Here is a 17,459-nt window from a genome sequence, read left to right as displayed (position 1 = left end):
TCGATTTATAATTAAATAAGGTTCGGGGAATATTAATTCCATACACAAATGACATCTAATTATTAAAAGATGTCATTTGGTTGTATGATTTTGAATTTTATTTTTAATGTAGCTTGAATTCTATTGGGAAAGAATAAGAAGTATTTACTTCTTTGCCTCCTTTTTTTCCAGGCCTTAATTTTGGTAATTTTTCAATAAACCTTGTTGCTGCTAATTCTAATATCCTAGCATTTTCAGGTCCTTTACTCTTAATATTAACAATATTACCTTTTTTGTCTACTACAAAGTTCACAACAACATCTCCTTCAATGTTTGCTCTTTTAGCCTGCTCTGGGTATGCAAAGTAATTTTGAATATGATTTATTAAATTAGAATTGAAACAGTTTAAAGAACTATCATCTGCTTTTTTACAAGAATTAAACTGTGGAATTTCATCTAAAGAAGAAAAGCTATAAATCAATTCTTTAATATCAGTTTTACCTGTTGATTTTCTGATATTACTAGGCTTAACTCCTGGTATTTTAAAGGTTATAGGCATACCGTATTTCACTTCTACCGCTTTTCCGTTATGCTCACCTGCAGTAAATTTTGGTAATTTCTTGATAATACGCTCAGCTTCCTTACCTAAAATTTCGCCTTTATATGGAGAAACTATTTTAAGTTGGTCCACTTCTCCTTCTTTATTAATTACAAAGTGTGCATATACTTTTCCTTGTATTTTCTTTTGATAGGCGCTTGAAGGGTATTTTAAATTCTTTTTAATATGTGATAAAACCTGCATTTTAAAACACTTCTCTTGACCTGACATTGGTACAGCTTGACATTTTTTAAATAACGGTATTTGATCTACATAATCAAAAGGTAGTACATCTGGCACATTATCTTCGTCAACAATAATATTATTAACTAAGCCTACTTTTTTCTTTATTGAATTTAATTTTTGTGAACGATTTGAAGAAGCAATACCTGTTGCTTTGTCTCTTTTACGAACAACTCTTCTTCTTGAGGTTACTTGAACAGTTATCTTTTGCTTTTTGTTGTCGTCTGCTTTTTCTAAAGAACACTTGGTAATACTATTTAAATCAAATACTGGATCATCAACAGAATTATTACAAGTTTTATTTGACTGAGCAAATACATTAGCTACAACAAATAGCCATAGGAACGATTGAATTTTTAGTTTAGTATTCATGTTGGGGGTTTTGGGGGTTAAGATTAAAAAACTAATATCTTTTGGTAATAAAGAACGTTGATTTAAAACTAGATAAATTCACATACTTACAGAGTATCTAAATTTTAAACCATATGCAATATACTAATTAGCAATCAATTATCCAAACATAAATTTCATTCAACTATAGATAAATACCATTCACGGCTTTTAAGAACAACATTAACTTTGTTGTTATTTTAAAACTTCAATCTTTTTTCAAACCTATTTTTTAAGAATGATATCTGAACAAAAATCAATAATGTAAAAAAGAAACATGCATATAATGTTACATTAGAAACTTCGATATTTTTGAAAGCATTGAAAATTTTAATCTTTGAAAATAAATCCCATTCAATTTTAGGCAAGTTGATTAATTGAGTACTACTCTTTTTATAAACATAAAAAATACTTGCTATTAAAGTTACCACTAACAATAACCATACTTTTTTAGATATTAATGGTTCCGTTTTAAATACTTTGCTGGTTTCTGTTGCTTCAATAGTAGTCATGATATTTTTTGTAAAATCCATAGAAGGAATTTCACTTTCAATATCATTCATATATTTCTTTGCAAAAGAATCTAATTCATCAATGTGTTTATTTTCTCCCATAATGATTAATCAATTCTGGTTCTACATTATTCTTTACTATCGTTAACAAATGCTTCCTTGCTCTGTGTAATTTTACTTTCACATTAGCTTCAGATAAATCTGTAACTTCTATAATTTCTTTTAAACTTAATTCTTCAAAATAAAACAACCAAAGTATAGAACGTTCTACTTCTGGCAATTTTAATAAACAACTATTAATGATAGCTGCTCTTTCTTTTCTTTCTATACCTTCTAAAATATTTTCGGTTGCTTTGATTTTATGAATGGTAATCTCATCAATTGTTTCATTTACATAATACTGTTTTTTCTTTTTTAAAAGGTCTAAACAATTTCTATATGTTATTTTATACAACCATGTAGAAAATTTAGATTCTCCTTTAAAAGAACTCAAACTTTTATATGCCTTAATAAAAGTGTCTTGTGAAACCTCTTCTGCTTCTTCTCTCACTTTTACCATCTTTAACGCCAAATTAAATACCATTACCTTATACTTTTCTACTAAAAAAGCATAAGCGTTAGCATCTCCTTTGAGAATTTTATCAATATAGATTTGATCGTTAGTAATAGTCATTGTTCTTTTGACAGTACACTTTTAAAAAAGGTTACAGAAAAATTAAAAATTATTTTTTTTGAAAAACTTGTAACCTTTTTTAAAAACTACAGGTCATATTGGAAAACGAAATAAAAATAAACATTTAAAAAACATCTATATGGAAGTAGCAATTGTATTCATGTTCTTATTCGCAGTAATATTTGGAATCTTTTATTTATTCTATTCTACAAGAAACAAAGAACGTTTAGCCTTAATTGAAAAAGGAGTTGATGCTAAAATTTTTATGCAAGGAGAAAAGAAAAAGTCAAGTTTAACTGGTAGAATTATTATTTTAAACTTATCATTATTATTAATGGGAATTGGATTAGGTGTATTTGTTGCATTATTATTAACTACCTATTCTGCTTTGGAAGAAGAAGCAATTTTCCCAGCTATGATCTTTTTTATGGGAGGTTTAGGTTTATTCCTTGGATTTAACCTAACTAAGAAATTAGATCAAGAATCATAAAAAATCAATCACTTTTTATAAAAAAAGAGAATAAACCAAAAGTTTGTTCTCTTTTTTTATTTAAAACCAACTTAATCACGTCTATATTTATCATTTCATTAACAGTAATAGGTATAAATTAACAATACTTTTGCTTTAAATTAAAAAACAAACGGATAAAAATATGTATACAAAACGACCAAGGGTATTACTATCTATCTTCTTGGCTCTAATCTTTTTGGGGATAAATGATATAGATGCACAGAGGAAAAAAAGAAAAAAGAAAAAGAAAGGGGCAACTACAGAGATGCCTATGAAGAAAAAAGAAAAACCTAAAAAAACCATTGCTGATTTAACAAAAAAGAGCAACAAAATCGAAGGTTTATTTACTGTTTTTCAAGACTCAATTACTGGAGATGTAAAACTGTTAGTTAAAAAAGATCAATTAGATAAAGATTTTATCTATTTTTCTCAAATTGCTGATGGTGTAACTGAGGCAAATGCTTTTAGAGGGGCTTACAGAGCGTCTAGTATTATTAACATTAAAAAGTATTTTAATAAAATAGAGTTTGTAGCACCAAATACCTCTTTCTATTTTGATCAAAATAATGCTATCGCTAAATCTGCTGAAGCTAACACAAGTGATGCAATTATATCTAGTTCTAAAATTTTAGCTACTGATGATGAAAAAGGAGAATATTTAATTGATGCTAACGGATTATTTTTATCTGAAACATTAACAAGAATTAAATTACCAAACTTCCCTGGAGGTTCTCCATTTTCTTTCAAATTAGGACGTTTTGATAAAAACAAATCTAAAATTAATAGTATTAACAACTATCCTGAAAACACAAATATTAAAACGGAATATGTATATAACAATCCTAGTGTTTTAAATGGAGGTTCTAGAGCTATTAAAGATGGTAGATATGTTTCTATTAAAGTATTTCATACTTTTATGAATATGCCTGAAAAAGGATATGATATCCGCTTGGATGATGCTCGTGTTGGATATTTTGCTACGCAAGTAAATGATATGACTAGTACAGAAACTACTAATTACAGAGATTTAGTACACCGTTGGAGATTAGTTAAAAAAGATCCTTCTGCTGCTATTTCTGAACCTGTTACTCCAATTACTTGGTGGATAGAAAATTCTACTCCTATAGAATGGAGAGAAACTATTAAACAAGGTGTTTTAGCATGGAATGTAGCTTTTGAAAAAGCTGGTTTTAAAAATGCTATGGTTGTAAAAACACAACCAGACGATGCGGATTGGGATGCTGGTGATATTCGTTATAATGTATTACGTTGGACTTCTTCTCCAAATCCTCCTTTTGGTGGTTATGGACCTAGTTTTGTAAATCCTAGAACTGGTGAAATTTTAGGAGCAGATATTATGTTAGAATATGTTCATTTTACGAACAGAGTAAAATTAGAGCGTATTTTAAATTCTGTATCTAATTCTACTTCAGAAAACGAAGCTATGCATGCTTTATCTGATGAACATAACCATGTTTTATGTTCTGCCGGACATGTAATGCATGAGAATACTTTATTTGGACAAGCTGTTTTAGCTGCTTCTGGTGCTTCTGATTTAGAAATGAAGTCTATCAAAAAAGAAGCGATGATTGCTTTAATTATGCATGAAGTTGGACATACTTTAGGTTTAAATCATAATATGAAAGCTAGTCAATTATTTTCTCCTGCTCAATTAGCAGATCCAGAATTTATAGAAGGGAAATGTTTAACTGGTTCTGTTATGGACTATGCAGCTATCAACTTAACTTTAGATAGAAGTAAACAAGGACAATATTACGATACTGCTGTTGGACCTTATGATCTTTGGGCAATTCAATTTGGATATACTCCTTTTAAAAATGAAGCTGAAAGAGATGCTTTATTGGCTTTATCTACAAAACCTGAGTTAATTTTTGGTAATGACGCTGATGATATGCGTGCTGCTGGTAAAGCAATTGACCCTAGAGTAATGACTGGTGATTTATCTAATGATCAAATTACATATTCTGTAGATCGAATTAAGTTAGCTAATAACATGATTCGTAAAATAAAAGACAATCTTTCTAAACCAGGAAAAACATATCAAGAATTAAGAAATGCATACTACACTTTAAGTGGGCAATCTGCCAGAGCTGGAGATGTTATTTCTAGATTTATTGGTGGTGTGTATGTTGAGAGAGTTGTACACGGACAAGAAGGTGCTACACAACCTTATACTCCGGTTAGTTATGCCGATCAAAAAAGAGCTATGAATGCATTAAAAACGTATATTTTTGCTCCAAATGCTTTTAAAGCTCCTGCTGATCTTTATAACTTTTTAGCAAATCAACGTAGAGGTTATAATTTCTTTGCTGGACCAGAAGATCCAAAAATTCATGCGCAAGTTTTATCATATCAGAAAAGAGTGTTAAATCATATTTTACACATGAATACATTACAAAGAATTTCTGATTCTGAATTATACGGAAACAAGTATAAATTATCTGAGTTTATGACAGATTTAAACAATGCTATCTTTAAAAACGATATTTATGGTTCTGTAAATTCTTTCCGTCAAAACTTACAAACTGAATACACAAAAATGCTAATCAACATAGTATTAAGTGGAAATAAAGGTAGAGGTTATACAAATGCTGCTAAAGCAATGGCTTTGTATAATTTAAAAAGAATTAAAAGTTTAGTAGCAAATAACACTGGAGATATTGCTACCAAAGCTCATAAAAACCAAATAAAAACGTTAATCACAAATTCTTTAAAAGAAGTTAAATAAACGTTTTTAACTACAAATAATTATAAAAATCCGAAGCTAAATAATTTCGGATTTTTTATTTTTACAGTATGGCTAAAATATTAATCACCGGAGGAACTGGTTTGATCGGAAAATTGCTTCAAAACAAGCTACAACAAAATAATCATGAATGTATTATTTTAACTAGAAACCCGAGAGAAGCGTTTCATTTTAAATGGAATATTAAAGAACAATTTATTGATGAAAAAGCTTTTGATGGTGTTGATTATATCATTCATTTAGCCGGTGCTGGTATTGCTGAAAAGAAATGGTCTGCTAAAAGACGAAAAGAATTAATGGATAGTAGAGTTGAATCTGCTAATTTGTTGTTTTCGTATGTAAAAAAATTAAATGTTCCTTTAAAAGGATTCATTTCTTCATCTGGTATTAGTTATTACGGAGCTATTACTTCTGAAACTATTTTTAAAGAAGAGGATGCATCTGGTAATGATTTCATTTCAGAGATTTGTATCAACTGGGAAAAAGCAGCTCTACAATTTCAACAAATAAATACTCCTGTTACCATTTTAAGAACGGGTGTAGTTTTAAGTAAAAATGGTGGTGCTTTAAAAAAGATGAACACTCCCCTATTTTTATCTGCTTTAGGTAAAGGAAAACAATATTTACCATGGATTCACATTGAAGATCTATGCAATTTATATGTAAAAGCTGTTGACGACAGTTCTTTCTCAGGAATTTTTAATGCTGTTGCTCCACAACATCAAACGAATGCTTCTTTCACCAAAGAATTAGGTAAAGTATTAAAGAAACCTGTCACACCTTTTAACGTACCTAGTTTTATTTTAAAAACAATTTTGGGCGAAATGAGTGTTATTGTTTTAGAAGGAAGTAGAATTTCAGCAACGAAAGTTTCTAACCATTATCAATTTGAATACACTGATTTAAATGATGCTTTAAAGGCTGTCTATCGCAACTAGTAACTTAGGATAATTATTTAACAGTTATAGCCTACTATTTCTGATTGTTAAAAAAGTTTGCCTTGTGTTTATCAAGGTTTTTAATCGTTGTCTGTATCCATGAATTATAAATCACACGTTTTTCTTCATCGGTTAGTTTCCAATTGATATCTGAACTTCTTAAACGAGTAGTTACATCTTGTAAAATAATTGCAGCTGCTACTGAAATATTCAAACTTTCAGTAAAACCTACCATTGGAATTTTTAAATATCCATCTGCATTTTCCATCATAAAATCTGAAACACCTTCTTTTTCTAATCCAAAAACAAAAGCAGACTTTTTACTGATATCAAAATCTGATAAATAACATGATTCATTATGTGGTGTGGTGGCAATAATTTGATATCCTTCCTTTTTTAAGGCTTTATAACACTCTTCTGTATTGTTATTTTCTGATTTAAAACGATTAAAATTTAACCACTTTTGGCTTCCTCTTGCTATTTTTCTTGATACTTTTCTTAAATAATCATCTTCAATAGTATACACATCTTGAACACCAAATACATCGCAACTTCTAATTACAGCACTACTATTATGTGGTTGAAAAACATTTTCTAAAACCACAGTAAAATGACGCGTCCTTTCTGCTAATACATCATTAAATTTCTCTTTTCTTTCGTCAGTTACAAACGCCTCTAAATACTTTAATAAATCTTCGTTAACCATAACGCAAACTTAGACATTTTTTAGAATTCTATATCAATATGAATAACTAGAAATACAGTATTGAATAACTTTTTTCAATTATTACTTGATGAATTAAAATAATGCTTTCTTTCCATTTTTAACCACTCTCATGGGTATTTTGAAAAAAAGTAATGCAACTGTGAATAATTTTATCTCGTAAAACATCTGTAAAATTTAAAGGGACTAATTATGAATGCTAATTACTATTATCAAACAATTACAGCTGTATGTTGCTTAATTGCATGTACAATACAACTAAATGCTCAAAAAGTTACCTCAATGAGTCCTACTTCTGGTTCATTGTATACAAATACTGTAAAATTTAAAGGTTCAGGTTTTTCGCCAAGCAATAAACCCACTATTCTCTTTGGAAAAGTAGGCGTACCTTCTAATAATATAACTGTTGATTCTAATTTAATCACTGTAAAAACACCAAAAGTAAGCAAACCTCAAAGTGTAGATGTTACATTTTTATTTGGTTCAAAAAAACAAAAACTTAATACTAAATTTACTTTTAAACTACCTACAATAACATCGGTTAGTCCGGACAGCACAGCCTTAATCGGAAATAAGAAAATTACCATAAAAGGGAAATACTTATCAGGTGCAACCACTGTAAAATTCGGAAGTGCTAGTAGCCCAGCTTCACCATTAAATGACAGTATTATTACTGTAAAAAACCCAACACAAAAATCAGGAACTGTTAATGTGCGAGTAAAGGTTCAAGGCAAACTTTCTAAAAAAAATGAAGCTTCATTTACATATTGTTTACCTGAAATAAAAAAGATTAGCCCAGATTCATCATCAGTAAAAGGAAATAAATTAATTACCATTAAAGGAAAATATTTGTCAGGTGTTCAAGCTATAAACTTTGGAACCAAAGGAGGTACAAATATTAATGTGCAATCAGATAATGTATTAACCGTTAAAAATCCTACAGTTTCAAAAGGACAGACAATAAACGTTACAGCTATTTCACAATCACAAAGTTCTAAAACAAACGTTAATTCAACATTTAAATATCTCAGTAACAAATCTGACAGTATTTATACTCTTTCATTAAAGAATGCTACCAAACTAAGTAGTAATTACAAAATATATGTTTTAGGCTACAGCACAAACTCTAAAAAAATGCTTAAGGTAAACCCTACTACCCTAAAAGCTAGCTTTGAAGATATTAAAAAAAGTTCTGGTTATATAGAATCTTATGAGTTAGGAACAGAAATTACTTCCATAGAACTAAGTAATACAAACCCTATTGTTGGAGCTAGAATTTATTTTTTTGTAGCAAATACATCTAAAACCTATAAGGATAACTCGAACAAAACATTGAATAAAAACTTAGGTTTTTCATATAGTAACTCAGGTGCAAGTGTCTCTCAAGTTGCCAATCCACCTCAACAAGCATTTCCACATTTTAGTTATATTGAAGCAACTTTTAAAAAAGATAAAGCTTTATATATAGATGTTTCTTCTGTTGATGGTTTTTTCTTTCCTTTATCGATTATTGCACAAGATAAAAATGGCACAGAGTTAGACAGAATTGGTCAGCCTGCAAACATAACAAGCAAACAAATTACTGCTAGTTACAAACCTTTTATTGAAAACAGTAATGCAATTGATGCTTACAAAGATTTGTATCAAAATTTAGATAGTGATATAACAGCTTTAATTAACCCTGGGTTATACCTTCAAAAAAACATTAGTGAATTAGAAACTGTTTTTAATGATGCCCTAAATACGATATTTACAAGTACTACTTTGAATATGAACATTTGGCAAAATGGCACCAATTCTTTTCAGAAAAACTATACTGTTACACCTGTTCAAAACCAACCTTTTCCTAATACCAACAATACACACGATGCTTTAAAATTTACAAGTAGTGGTTCTAAAACACTTTATGTTTTTAATCCCGTTGATTTTGCTATTGTTTCATACAAAAATCCGACTACTAACACAAGGCAAGCAATTACAGGTTCTATAAAAAATAAAGTATTAACTTTTACAAATACACTACCAACAAACACCAAATTAGTAGAAGGAATGTATGTTAGTAGTAATGGCTGTGCTATTGACGGTAAAACACAAATAACTAAAGTGAATACAAATAGTAAAGGTATTGTTTCAGTTAATGTAAATACCAAAACTAAATGTAGTTCACCAACACTTCCTTATAAGTTTGCCAAAGCTCCAACTCAGTATTATTATTCACCTGGTCAAATGACTTTTGCTGGAATTGGTTTATTTGCTGATGGTACATTTCGTTACAATAGCAAAAACTATCAAACTGTTGTTAATGGAATTGAAAATCAAATAAGCACTGCTTTAAACAGAGGAATTGCTTTGGTTGAATATGAAGACACTACATCTGAAGGACATACAACCAAAAATTGGGCTGATGAAAGTAAATGGTATCCAAATAATCAACCTCAAAATGTATTCTCTTATTTTATGCATACTGCTAAAGTTAACGGACAACACATTTTCTCTTTACCTAAAAACAAAGTAACATCAGCTAAAGGTGATTATATGGCAAAAGCTTATGGGTTTGCTTATGATGAAAATCCTGTTGGTAAAAATATTGGAAAACAACCACAGGTACCTTCAGAATTTTCAGGTTCATATCCGAAAGGAACTAAAAAATTAAAATTGATACTGGGCCCTTGGAAATAAAGTTATCAATCGTAAAAAAGCATTCAGTTTGCAGTAATATAATAACCTGTACCTTTTTTGTTTATTTATAAAACTGCACACTGTTTACTTACAATTGATAATTAATTAGAATTTACCGTATTTTTGGACTCTATATGCATCCAAACAATATACATCGTAATTCAAATTATAATTTTAAAGAATTAATAAAGGCAAACCCTAAATTGAAGGAATTTGTTTTTATGAATTCTTACAACAATGAAACTATTGACTTTCATAACGCTGATGCTGTTATAGCTTTAAATAAAGCTGTTTTAATTCATTTTTATAATGTGAAAAATTGGGAATTACCTAGTGGATATTTATGTCCGCCTGTTCCTAGTAGAGTTGATTATATTCACCATATCGCAGATTTGATTCCTTCAGATAAAACACTTATTAAAGGATTGGATGTTGGCGTTGGTGCAAATGCTATTTACACTATTTTAGGAACACAGGTATATGGATGGGAGATGACTGGGTGTGACATTAATGCTGAGAGCATTCAAATAGCTCAAAAAAACATCGACTTTACAACCAACCTAGCTGAAAAGGTTACTTTAAAACATCAAACCAATAACGCTCTTATTTTTGAAGGAATTATTACTGAAAATGATTTCTTTGATGTTACTATTTGTAATCCTCCATTTCATAGTTCAGAAGAAGAAGCTACAAAAGGTACTTTAAAAAAATTAAGCAATCTCAATAAGAAAACATTTTCTTTAAACTTTGGAGGTCAATCAAATGAACTTTGGTGCAATGGTGGTGAAGCATTATTTATTAAAAGAATGATCAAACAAAGTTCACTCTTTAAAAACCAAGTTGGTGTTTTTAGTTCATTAGTTTCCAAAAAGGAAAATCTACCAAAAATAGAAAAGCAATTAAAAAAACTCAAAGCCTCTTTTAAAGTTATACCAATGGAACATGGCAATAAGAAAACTAGAATTATTGCTTGGTCCTTTATAAATACATTATAAAAAAACCGATGAATAGTAACAGCTACTATCCATCGGTTTTTATTATTCTTTTGAAGATTTTAAAAATCGAACTTTAGTTTAAAAGAAAAAACAATAGTTGTTGATACATCTATCAGTAAGATCGCCAGTAGCAAGAAAACAATCGTAATTGCTATAGCACCTTGGACGACCACCTCCTTTAATTGTTTTTTGTGCCTCTTTTTCTAAAGTTGTTCCTAAACTTGAAATGTTTTTTAACATGATTTTTAATTTATTATGGTTAACTCCATCAAGATAACAAATTAAAAATAAACCATTTAGAAACAACAAATTCTTCGTTTATTCAACAATCATCTTTTGACGGTATTTAACACCTTCTTCTGATACAAGCTCCAACATATAAATACCATTAGAAATTCCTAAAATTGAAACCTCAGTATTAGTACTATTATGTATTTCTTCTGTCTTTTCAATAGCTCCTAACATATTTACAATCGTTAACTTTCCTGTAAAACGTTCTCTAAAATTAATATGAATATAATCTTTCGCAGGATTAGGCCAAGCTTTGGTTATTAACTTTGTGTTTGACGTATCATCTGATGTATTTATGCGATTCACAGATCTGTTAGAAACAGTATTCGTTTTAGTTGAAAGACTCAAAGCATCTATGTATCCATCATTAGATCTTCCGCTATTTCTTTGACTTAATAAAGACACTCTTACTTTTCTTGTTCCAACAGGAGCTAATCTTTCATCTTTAATTGCCTCCCAAGTATTTTGATTGCTTTTCCAACCTGAATCAAAAGTTGCAAGAACCACATTATTACTATTTCTAAATTCAACTTTAATTCTTCCTTCATCTCTTCCTGAATACGATCTGATAAATCCATTCAATAAAAAAGATTGAGTACCAGCATCAATCGTAGCTGAGTAATTTGTTACGTCAACATCTTGATACATTTCTCCAGTACTTGTATTTCCTAAGTAAAAAAGATAGTTTCCTTCTTTAGCAGAAGGATACCCTCCTTGTCCTCCTCTTACTCGTTTGCTATTTCCAGCAACCTGAATCCAGTTATTTAAATTACTTTCCTCTGCACTTGATTGCTTTAATAAATTACTTCCATAATCTACTCCTCCATTATCACCTCCTCCTGAGTTTCCTTCAGGTAAATTGTAAGTTGCCATAACTGCTCTATGATCACTTGTAAATCCGTTTAATGTAAATTCTGCTTCATCATTTCTAGGACCAAACCTAACCGCATTCGTAACATTTACATTATTTCCTCTATGATACACAAAATCAATTCTATCATAAACTTCATTTGAAGATCTAACAGGAGTCCATGTATCTCCTGGATTAGTTATTTCATTTGGGTATACAGCTCTCCAAGAATCTTTCATTCCAATATTAGTAACTCTTGTACTTGCTGGCCAAGCAACTTTTATAGCATGCAATCTAACATTAGCAGCACGCGATGTCCAATCTAAATGACTTGGTTCATTAAAATCACCCAATACAAAAACAGGTGCATTTGAAGGAGCCCAATTCTGAATATTATTAATCAATCTTGTAACTTCAGCACCTCTTGTTCTATTAGCTGAATTAATTGCTTGCGATTCTGTTCTTATATTTCTATCTCTAATTTGATAAGGTTCATAAGGATATGAAGTTAAATGCACATTAAACACGTAAACTTCTAAACCATCAGGCAATGTAATTTCTACACCTGACGAATTCGTATCTGTAATAGGATATCTTGAAATTACAGCGGCACTACTACTCATAGCATAATGATAAAAGCCTAGTGAATTAGCAACACTTCTAGAAGCTCCATAAGATTCTTGTAATCCAATTACATCAGCCCCTGAAGCTCTAATAACATTTAATACAGAACTATTACTAGTTGTATACAACTTATTAAAACTCATTACTTTTAATGAGTTTTGAGCATTTAGAAAATTAAATAGAGATAGTACAATGACTATACTTAATAGGTAGTTTTTTTTCATTTTGAAAAATATTTGGTTGGTTATATAACAGATAGTCTGTTATTTGGATCACCAAACATATTTTTTCAAAATTTAGAAATCAATAAGTAAAAATTAAGCTACTATTAATTAATCATAACATTTTTTTAAAAAGAAATTAAACTAAAAATTCAAATAAATTAGGCTTATCATTTAAATACTCTCCAAAGAAATTCCTCTCTTTCATTCTAGTAATTAACGGTATTAAATCTTGCTTTTTTTCCAACTCTATTCCAACAACCGCTGGTCCGTTTTCTCTATTGGTCTTTTTAGAATATTCAAAAAAAGTGATGTCATCATTTTTTCCTAATACATCCATTACAAACTCTTTTAAAGCACCCGATCGTTGCGGAAAACGTACAATAAAATAATGTTTTAAACCACCATGTAATAACGCACGCTCTTTAATTTCTGCGGTTCTGGTAATATCATTGTTACTACCACTTACTACACAAACTACGTTTTTTCCTTTTATTTCTTCCTTATAAGCATCTAAAACACTAATTGTTAAAGCCCCTGCAGGCTCTACCACTATTGCTTCTTTATTATACATATCTAAAATTGTCTGACAAACTTTTCCTTCAGATACGGTGGTCATTTCATCTAAGTTCTCTGCACATATTTTATAGGTTAAACTGCCTACTTGTTGCACAGCGGCACCATCAATAAACTTATCTATGTGATCTAACTTAATATTAGTATTATGAGCTATTGCTTTTTTCATTGAAGGAGCTCCCACTGGTTCAACTCCTATAATCTTTGTGCGGGGTGATAGTTGTTTAAAAACACTCGACAAGCCAGAAGCTAATCCACCACCACCCACAGGCACAAAAACATAGTCTAACTGATCAGTAGACTGTTCAATAATCTCTAAACCTACTGTAGCCTGACCTTCAATTATTTTTTCATCATCAAACGGATGTACAAACGTTTTTTCGCTTTTTAATTCTTCTTTTTTAGCGGCATTAAATGCATCATCAAATGTATCTCCAATCAACTGGATATCAACAAAATTACCACCAAACATTTTTACTTGTTCAATTTTCTGTTTTGGTGTTGGAGCAGGCATAAAAATAGTTCCGTGAATTTGTTTTTTGCGGCACGCCAATGCTACACCTTGTGCATGATTTCCTGCACTCGCACAAACAATTCCGTTTACCAATTCTTCTTTAGTTAACGAATCTATTTTATTATAAGCTCCTCTAATTTTATATGATCGAACTTGTTGTAAATCTTCTCTTTTTAAGTGAATTTTTGCCTGAAACTTAGAAGATAAATTAAAATTCTCTTGTAAAGGCGTTACCGAGGTTATGTTTTTAAGAACCTCGGCAGCCTTTTTTATTGCTGATATTTTTGGAAAATATGTATTTTCTATTGTTGATTTCGACTTCATGTATTATGCTAAAACAGGTGCTGCTTCCTTGACTTCTTCTTTCAATGATTTCATTGAAACCATTGCCTCTCTTAAAGCTTCTCCAACACTTTCTATTGGATGATTTCTTATAGCTTTATTCACCTTTATTAATTCTAAATTATCTACTGATGTATCACTTTTAAATGACTCACCAATAATGTCTGTTTTTACAGACTTCATAAAATCAGTTAACAATGGTTTTGCTGCATGATCAAATAAATAACATCCGTATTCAGCTGTATCAGAAATAATTCTATTCATTTCAAATAGTTTCTTTCTAGCTACTGTATTTGCTATTAAAGGTAATTCGTGTAACGACTCGTAATATGCTGACTCTTCAATAATACCAGAAGCTACCATTGTTTCAAAAGCCAACTCTACTCCTGCTTTTACAAAAGCCACCATTAAAACACCTTTATCAAAATATTCTTGTTCTGTGATTTCTGAAGAAGTCTCCGTAGCTTTCTCAAAATTGGTTTCTCCTGTAGCTGCTCTCCAGGTTAATAAATTTACGTCATCTTTAGCCCAGTCTTCCATCATTGTTTTAGAAAAATGACCTGACATGATATCGTCCATATGCTTGTTAAACAAAGGCTGTAACAAATCTTTTAACTCTTCTGATAAATGATATGCTTTTATTTTTGCTGAATTTGATAAACGATCCATCATGTTTGTAATTCCTCCATGCTTTAAAGCTTCTGTGATAGTTTCCCATCCATATTGAACCAATTTACACGCATAATCAGGAGCGATTCCTTCTGCTACCATTTTATCAAAAGATAATATAGAAGCAGTTTGTAAAACACCACATAAAATAGTTTGCTCTCCCATTAAATCTGATTTAACTTCAGCTACAAAAGACGATTCTAAAACACCTGCTTTGTGTCCTCCTGTTGCAAATGCATATGCTTTAGCTTCTGCTAAACCTTTAGATTGAGGATCATTTTCTGGATGCACTGCTATTAATGTTGGTACTCCAAAACCTCTTTTATATTCTTCTCTTACTTCACTCCCAGGACATTTAGGCGCTACCATAATTACAGTTAAATCTTTACGCACTTGCATTCCTTCTTCTACAATATTAAATCCGTGAGAGTAAGATAACGTTGCACCTTCTTTCATTAAAGGCATTACGGCATTTACCACATTAGTATGTTGTTTATCTGGAGTTAAATTACATACTAAATCTGCGGAAGGAATCAATTCTTCATAAGTACCCACCTCAAAATTATGTTCAGTGGCATTTTTATACGATTGACGTTTTTCTTTAATAGCTCCTTCACGTAATGCGTACGAAATATCTAACCCAGAATCACGCATGTTTAAACCTTGATTTAAACCTTGAGCTCCACAACCAACAATAACTACTTTTTTACCTTCTAATGCTGCAATTCCTTCTGAAAACTCACTAGTTTTCATAAATCTACACTTTGCTAATTGTGCTAACTGTTCTCTTAAAGACAGTTGATTGAAATAATTTGTTGCCATAACCGTATTTGTTTTAAGCCTTGCTTTTTATTGTGTTTTTTGTAACAGATAATAGTTTTCATTTAAAATATCTGTTACTTTTAAATCTATTTTATTATTTAATTCTTCCGAATACATAAAGTAATCTCTATGCTCTTGTATTTTGTATGATGATTTTTCGGTATAAAAACTATTGTTTAATGTTAAATAGTTTTCTGCCGAAGTTGCTACTATTTTTTTATTAAAAAAGTGTATCAATCTTTTGAATGCTCTTGTATTTCTTATAGAATGATTGAAAGAAACCGAGCCTATATAATCTCCTTTACACTGAATTTTATCGAAAAAACTGAATATTTTTTCCGATTCATTCTTGTTCAAAAAGAATAGTACGCCTTCAATTAAAACAAATAAGGATTTCCCTTTTATTAATACTTCCAATTTACCGAATAACTTTTTCTCATAATTTTTACTAAAATTAGCTTTTATAAAATGTATATTCCTTTTAGGCAATATTCCTTTCTCCATCCAGTCAGAAATCTTTTGCTTTTTTAGTGCTATTATTTCTGATGTATCTATCTCAATATGCGCTAAGGATTCATTCAATAAAAAAGGATACATACTAAAACCTGCTCCAAAGTTTATAACAAGATCTATTTTATTATTCTTTGATAATTCTTTAATTTTTTCTAGAAAAAATCTATTACGTACACAATGCGTTTTTACTTCCTCTTCAGAAACTTCTTTTAAATAAGCATCTACCCACATTTTTGTGTTGGCATTGCTCCATAGTTTAGAGAAAGAATCATTACTTAATGGCTCATTCATTGCTCTAAACATAGAAGTCATAAAAGCAGTATCATGTATGTTAATAGTGTTTTTCATACTACAGCTGCGCTAACATTTTTGACAGTTGATTGAAATAATTTTTCATGATGTTATTTTAATTTCTTTATAAAATATTTTATTTAAGTTATTAGTAGTCTGAAATTGAATATTGTACTTCTAAATTCTCACTACTATGTACTAATAATCACTATTGTTTAATTGATTCTAATAATTCTGATACTGGCATTTCTTCTTTTGTCACCGCAATACGACCTGAACGAACAAATTGCATAATTCCGTGTTTATCTAAAATGTGATACAATTCTTCTACTTCTTCTTTTGAACCTGACTTTTCTAATACAAAAAAGTCTTTATTTATATTGATAACTCTCGATTTACTTTGATTAATGATCATTTGAATTTCATCATTTTCAATTAATAAATCAGAACTTAATTTAAACAAGCAAGACTCTTGATACACAGTTTCTTCTTCTAAATGGAAGAAAGCCTTTATTACTTCAACCTGTTTTTCTATTTGTCCAATAATCTTTTTTACATCATCTTCAGTTAACTTTACTAAAAGCGTAAATCTTGATACACTTTTAATTTCTGACTTAGATACGTTAACACTTTCAATGTTTAAATGTCTTCTTTGAAATATTGCAGAAATTCTATTTAACAATCCTACATTATTTTCTGTATATATTGATATTGTATATGTTTGTTTTGCCTTCATA

Annotated in this window: 15 protein-coding genes; 5 read left to right on the top strand and 10 right to left on the bottom strand. The window is 30.0% G+C overall.

Translation table 11 applies throughout. From position 1 onward, the window contains the following. Nucleotides 1-103 precede the first annotated feature (103 nt). The 3 genes from EYW44_RS13075 to EYW44_RS13065 all read right to left on the bottom strand — a co-directional run bounded on the left by EYW44_RS13075 (nt 104) and on the right by EYW44_RS13065 (nt 2,395). Entirely contained in the window at nt 104-1,192 is a 1,089-nt protein-coding gene (locus EYW44_RS13075; protein WP_132724112.1) for an energy transducer TonB, read from the bottom strand. Nucleotides 1,193-1,410: 218 nt separating this feature from the next. Beyond that, entirely contained in the window at nt 1,411-1,824 is a 414-nt protein-coding gene (locus EYW44_RS13070; RefSeq protein ID WP_132724111.1) for a hypothetical protein, read from the bottom strand. Further along, the gene (locus EYW44_RS13065) at nt 1,811-2,395 is read right to left on the bottom strand and encodes an RNA polymerase sigma factor (protein ID WP_132724110.1); all 585 of its coding nucleotides are present in this window, start codon (nt 2,393-2,395) and stop codon (nt 1,811-1,813) included. Before EYW44_RS13065 ends, EYW44_RS13070 begins: the two co-directional genes overlap by 14 nt. A 139-nt stretch (nt 2,396-2,534) precedes the next feature. Between EYW44_RS13065 and EYW44_RS13060 the strand changes: the two genes are divergently transcribed. The 3 genes from EYW44_RS13060 to EYW44_RS13050 all read left to right on the top strand — a co-directional run bounded on the left by EYW44_RS13060 (nt 2,535) and on the right by EYW44_RS13050 (nt 6,611). Then, a complete protein-coding gene (locus EYW44_RS13060) occupies nt 2,535-2,885 on the top strand; it encodes a DUF6249 domain-containing protein (RefSeq protein WP_132724109.1) in 351 nt (116 codons plus the stop codon). 163 nt (nt 2,886-3,048) lie between these two features. Continuing rightward, complete coding sequence (locus tag EYW44_RS13055; RefSeq protein WP_132724108.1) at nt 3,049-5,655, top strand: zinc-dependent metalloprotease; 2,607 nt, start codon at nt 3,049-3,051, stop codon at nt 5,653-5,655. A 68-nt stretch (nt 5,656-5,723) separates the two neighbouring features. Then, a complete protein-coding gene (locus EYW44_RS13050; RefSeq protein WP_132724107.1) occupies nt 5,724-6,611 on the top strand; it encodes a TIGR01777 family oxidoreductase in 888 nt (295 codons plus the stop codon). 34 nt (nt 6,612-6,645) lie between these two features. Here the strand turns inward: EYW44_RS13050 and EYW44_RS13045 are convergent, their stop codons facing one another. Further along, the gene (locus EYW44_RS13045) at nt 6,646-7,317 is read right to left on the bottom strand and encodes a TrmH family RNA methyltransferase (protein WP_132724106.1); all 672 of its coding nucleotides are present in this window, start codon (nt 7,315-7,317) and stop codon (nt 6,646-6,648) included. A gap of 210 nt (nt 7,318-7,527) precedes the next feature. Here EYW44_RS13045 and EYW44_RS13040 point away from each other — a divergent pair, with 210 nt between their 5' ends. Then, nucleotides 7,528-10,014, top strand: a complete 2,487-nt coding sequence (locus EYW44_RS13040; RefSeq protein WP_132724105.1) for an IPT/TIG domain-containing protein — start codon at nt 7,528-7,530, stop codon at nt 10,012-10,014. Between the two features lie 134 nt (nt 10,015-10,148). Beyond that, the gene (gene rlmF, locus EYW44_RS13035) at nt 10,149-11,009 is read left to right on the top strand and encodes a 23S rRNA (adenine(1618)-N(6))-methyltransferase RlmF (RefSeq protein ID WP_132724104.1); all 861 of its coding nucleotides are present in this window, start codon (nt 10,149-10,151) and stop codon (nt 11,007-11,009) included. Nucleotides 11,010-11,087: 78 nt separating this feature from the next. On the opposite strand, the gene EYW44_RS22235 is transcribed toward rlmF, so the two are convergent. The 6 genes from EYW44_RS22235 to ilvN all read right to left on the bottom strand — a co-directional run bounded on the left by EYW44_RS22235 (nt 11,088) and on the right by ilvN (nt 17,458). Continuing rightward, nucleotides 11,088-11,249, bottom strand: a complete 162-nt coding sequence (locus tag EYW44_RS22235) for a hypothetical protein (RefSeq protein WP_165872221.1) — start codon at nt 11,247-11,249, stop codon at nt 11,088-11,090. 78 nt (nt 11,250-11,327) lie between these two features. Next, entirely contained in the window at nt 11,328-12,998 is a 1,671-nt protein-coding gene (locus EYW44_RS13030) for an endonuclease/exonuclease/phosphatase family protein (RefSeq protein ID WP_132724103.1), read from the bottom strand. Between the two features lie 136 nt (nt 12,999-13,134). Continuing rightward, on the bottom strand, nt 13,135-14,409 hold the full coding sequence (gene ilvA / locus EYW44_RS13025) for a threonine ammonia-lyase IlvA (protein ID WP_132724102.1): 1,275 nt from the start codon (nt 14,407-14,409) through the stop codon (nt 13,135-13,137). A gap of 3 nt (nt 14,410-14,412) precedes the next feature. Beyond that, the gene (gene ilvC, locus EYW44_RS13020) at nt 14,413-15,918 is read right to left on the bottom strand and encodes a ketol-acid reductoisomerase (RefSeq protein ID WP_132724101.1); all 1,506 of its coding nucleotides are present in this window, start codon (nt 15,916-15,918) and stop codon (nt 14,413-14,415) included. Between the two features lie 27 nt (nt 15,919-15,945). Further along, on the bottom strand, nt 15,946-16,779 hold the full coding sequence (locus EYW44_RS13015; protein ID WP_132724100.1) for a class I SAM-dependent methyltransferase: 834 nt from the start codon (nt 16,777-16,779) through the stop codon (nt 15,946-15,948). A 151-nt stretch (nt 16,780-16,930) separates the two neighbouring features. After that, nucleotides 16,931-17,458 carry an acetolactate synthase small subunit gene (gene ilvN / locus EYW44_RS13010; RefSeq protein ID WP_132724099.1) on the bottom strand — a complete coding sequence of 176 codons (528 nt, stop codon included), beginning with the start codon at nt 17,456-17,458 and terminating at the stop codon, nt 16,931-16,933. Nucleotide 17,459 lies beyond the last annotated feature (1 nt).

It is taken from the genome of Tenacibaculum sp. M341, assembly GCF_004337695.1.
GTDB lineage: Bacteria > Bacteroidota > Bacteroidia > Flavobacteriales > Flavobacteriaceae > Polaribacter.
This window is presented reverse-complemented; position numbering and strand designations above follow the sequence as displayed.

Coding starts and splice junctions, on each gene's coding strand:
- EYW44_RS13075 (WP_132724112.1), bottom strand. CDS start 1,192: ATGAATACTAAACTAAAAATTCAATCGTTCCTATGGCTATTTGTTGTA.
- EYW44_RS13070 (WP_132724111.1), bottom strand. CDS start 1,824: ATGGGAGAAAATAAACACATTGATGAATTAGATTCTTTTGCAAAGAAA.
- EYW44_RS13065 (WP_132724110.1), bottom strand. CDS start 2,395: ATGACTATTACTAACGATCAAATCTATATTGATAAAATTCTCAAAGGA.
- EYW44_RS13060 (WP_132724109.1), top strand. CDS start 2,535: ATGGAAGTAGCAATTGTATTCATGTTCTTATTCGCAGTAATATTTGGA.
- EYW44_RS13055 (WP_132724108.1), top strand. CDS start 3,049: ATGTATACAAAACGACCAAGGGTATTACTATCTATCTTCTTGGCTCTA.
- EYW44_RS13050 (WP_132724107.1), top strand. CDS start 5,724: ATGGCTAAAATATTAATCACCGGAGGAACTGGTTTGATCGGAAAATTG.
- EYW44_RS13045 (WP_132724106.1), bottom strand. CDS start 7,317: ATGGTTAACGAAGATTTATTAAAGTATTTAGAGGCGTTTGTAACTGAC.
- EYW44_RS13040 (WP_132724105.1), top strand. CDS start 7,528: ATGAATGCTAATTACTATTATCAAACAATTACAGCTGTATGTTGCTTA.
- rlmF (WP_132724104.1), top strand. CDS start 10,149: ATGCATCCAAACAATATACATCGTAATTCAAATTATAATTTTAAAGAA.
- EYW44_RS22235 (WP_165872221.1), bottom strand. CDS start 11,249: ATGTTAAAAAACATTTCAAGTTTAGGAACAACTTTAGAAAAAGAGGCA.
- EYW44_RS13030 (WP_132724103.1), bottom strand. CDS start 12,998: ATGAAAAAAAACTACCTATTAAGTATAGTCATTGTACTATCTCTATTT.
- ilvA (WP_132724102.1), bottom strand. CDS start 14,409: ATGAAGTCGAAATCAACAATAGAAAATACATATTTTCCAAAAATATCA.
- ilvC (WP_132724101.1), bottom strand. CDS start 15,918: ATGGCAACAAATTATTTCAATCAACTGTCTTTAAGAGAACAGTTAGCA.
- EYW44_RS13015 (WP_132724100.1), bottom strand. CDS start 16,779: ATGAAAAACACTATTAACATACATGATACTGCTTTTATGACTTCTATG.
- ilvN (WP_132724099.1), bottom strand. CDS start 17,458: ATGAAGGCAAAACAAACATATACAATATCAATATATACAGAAAATAAT.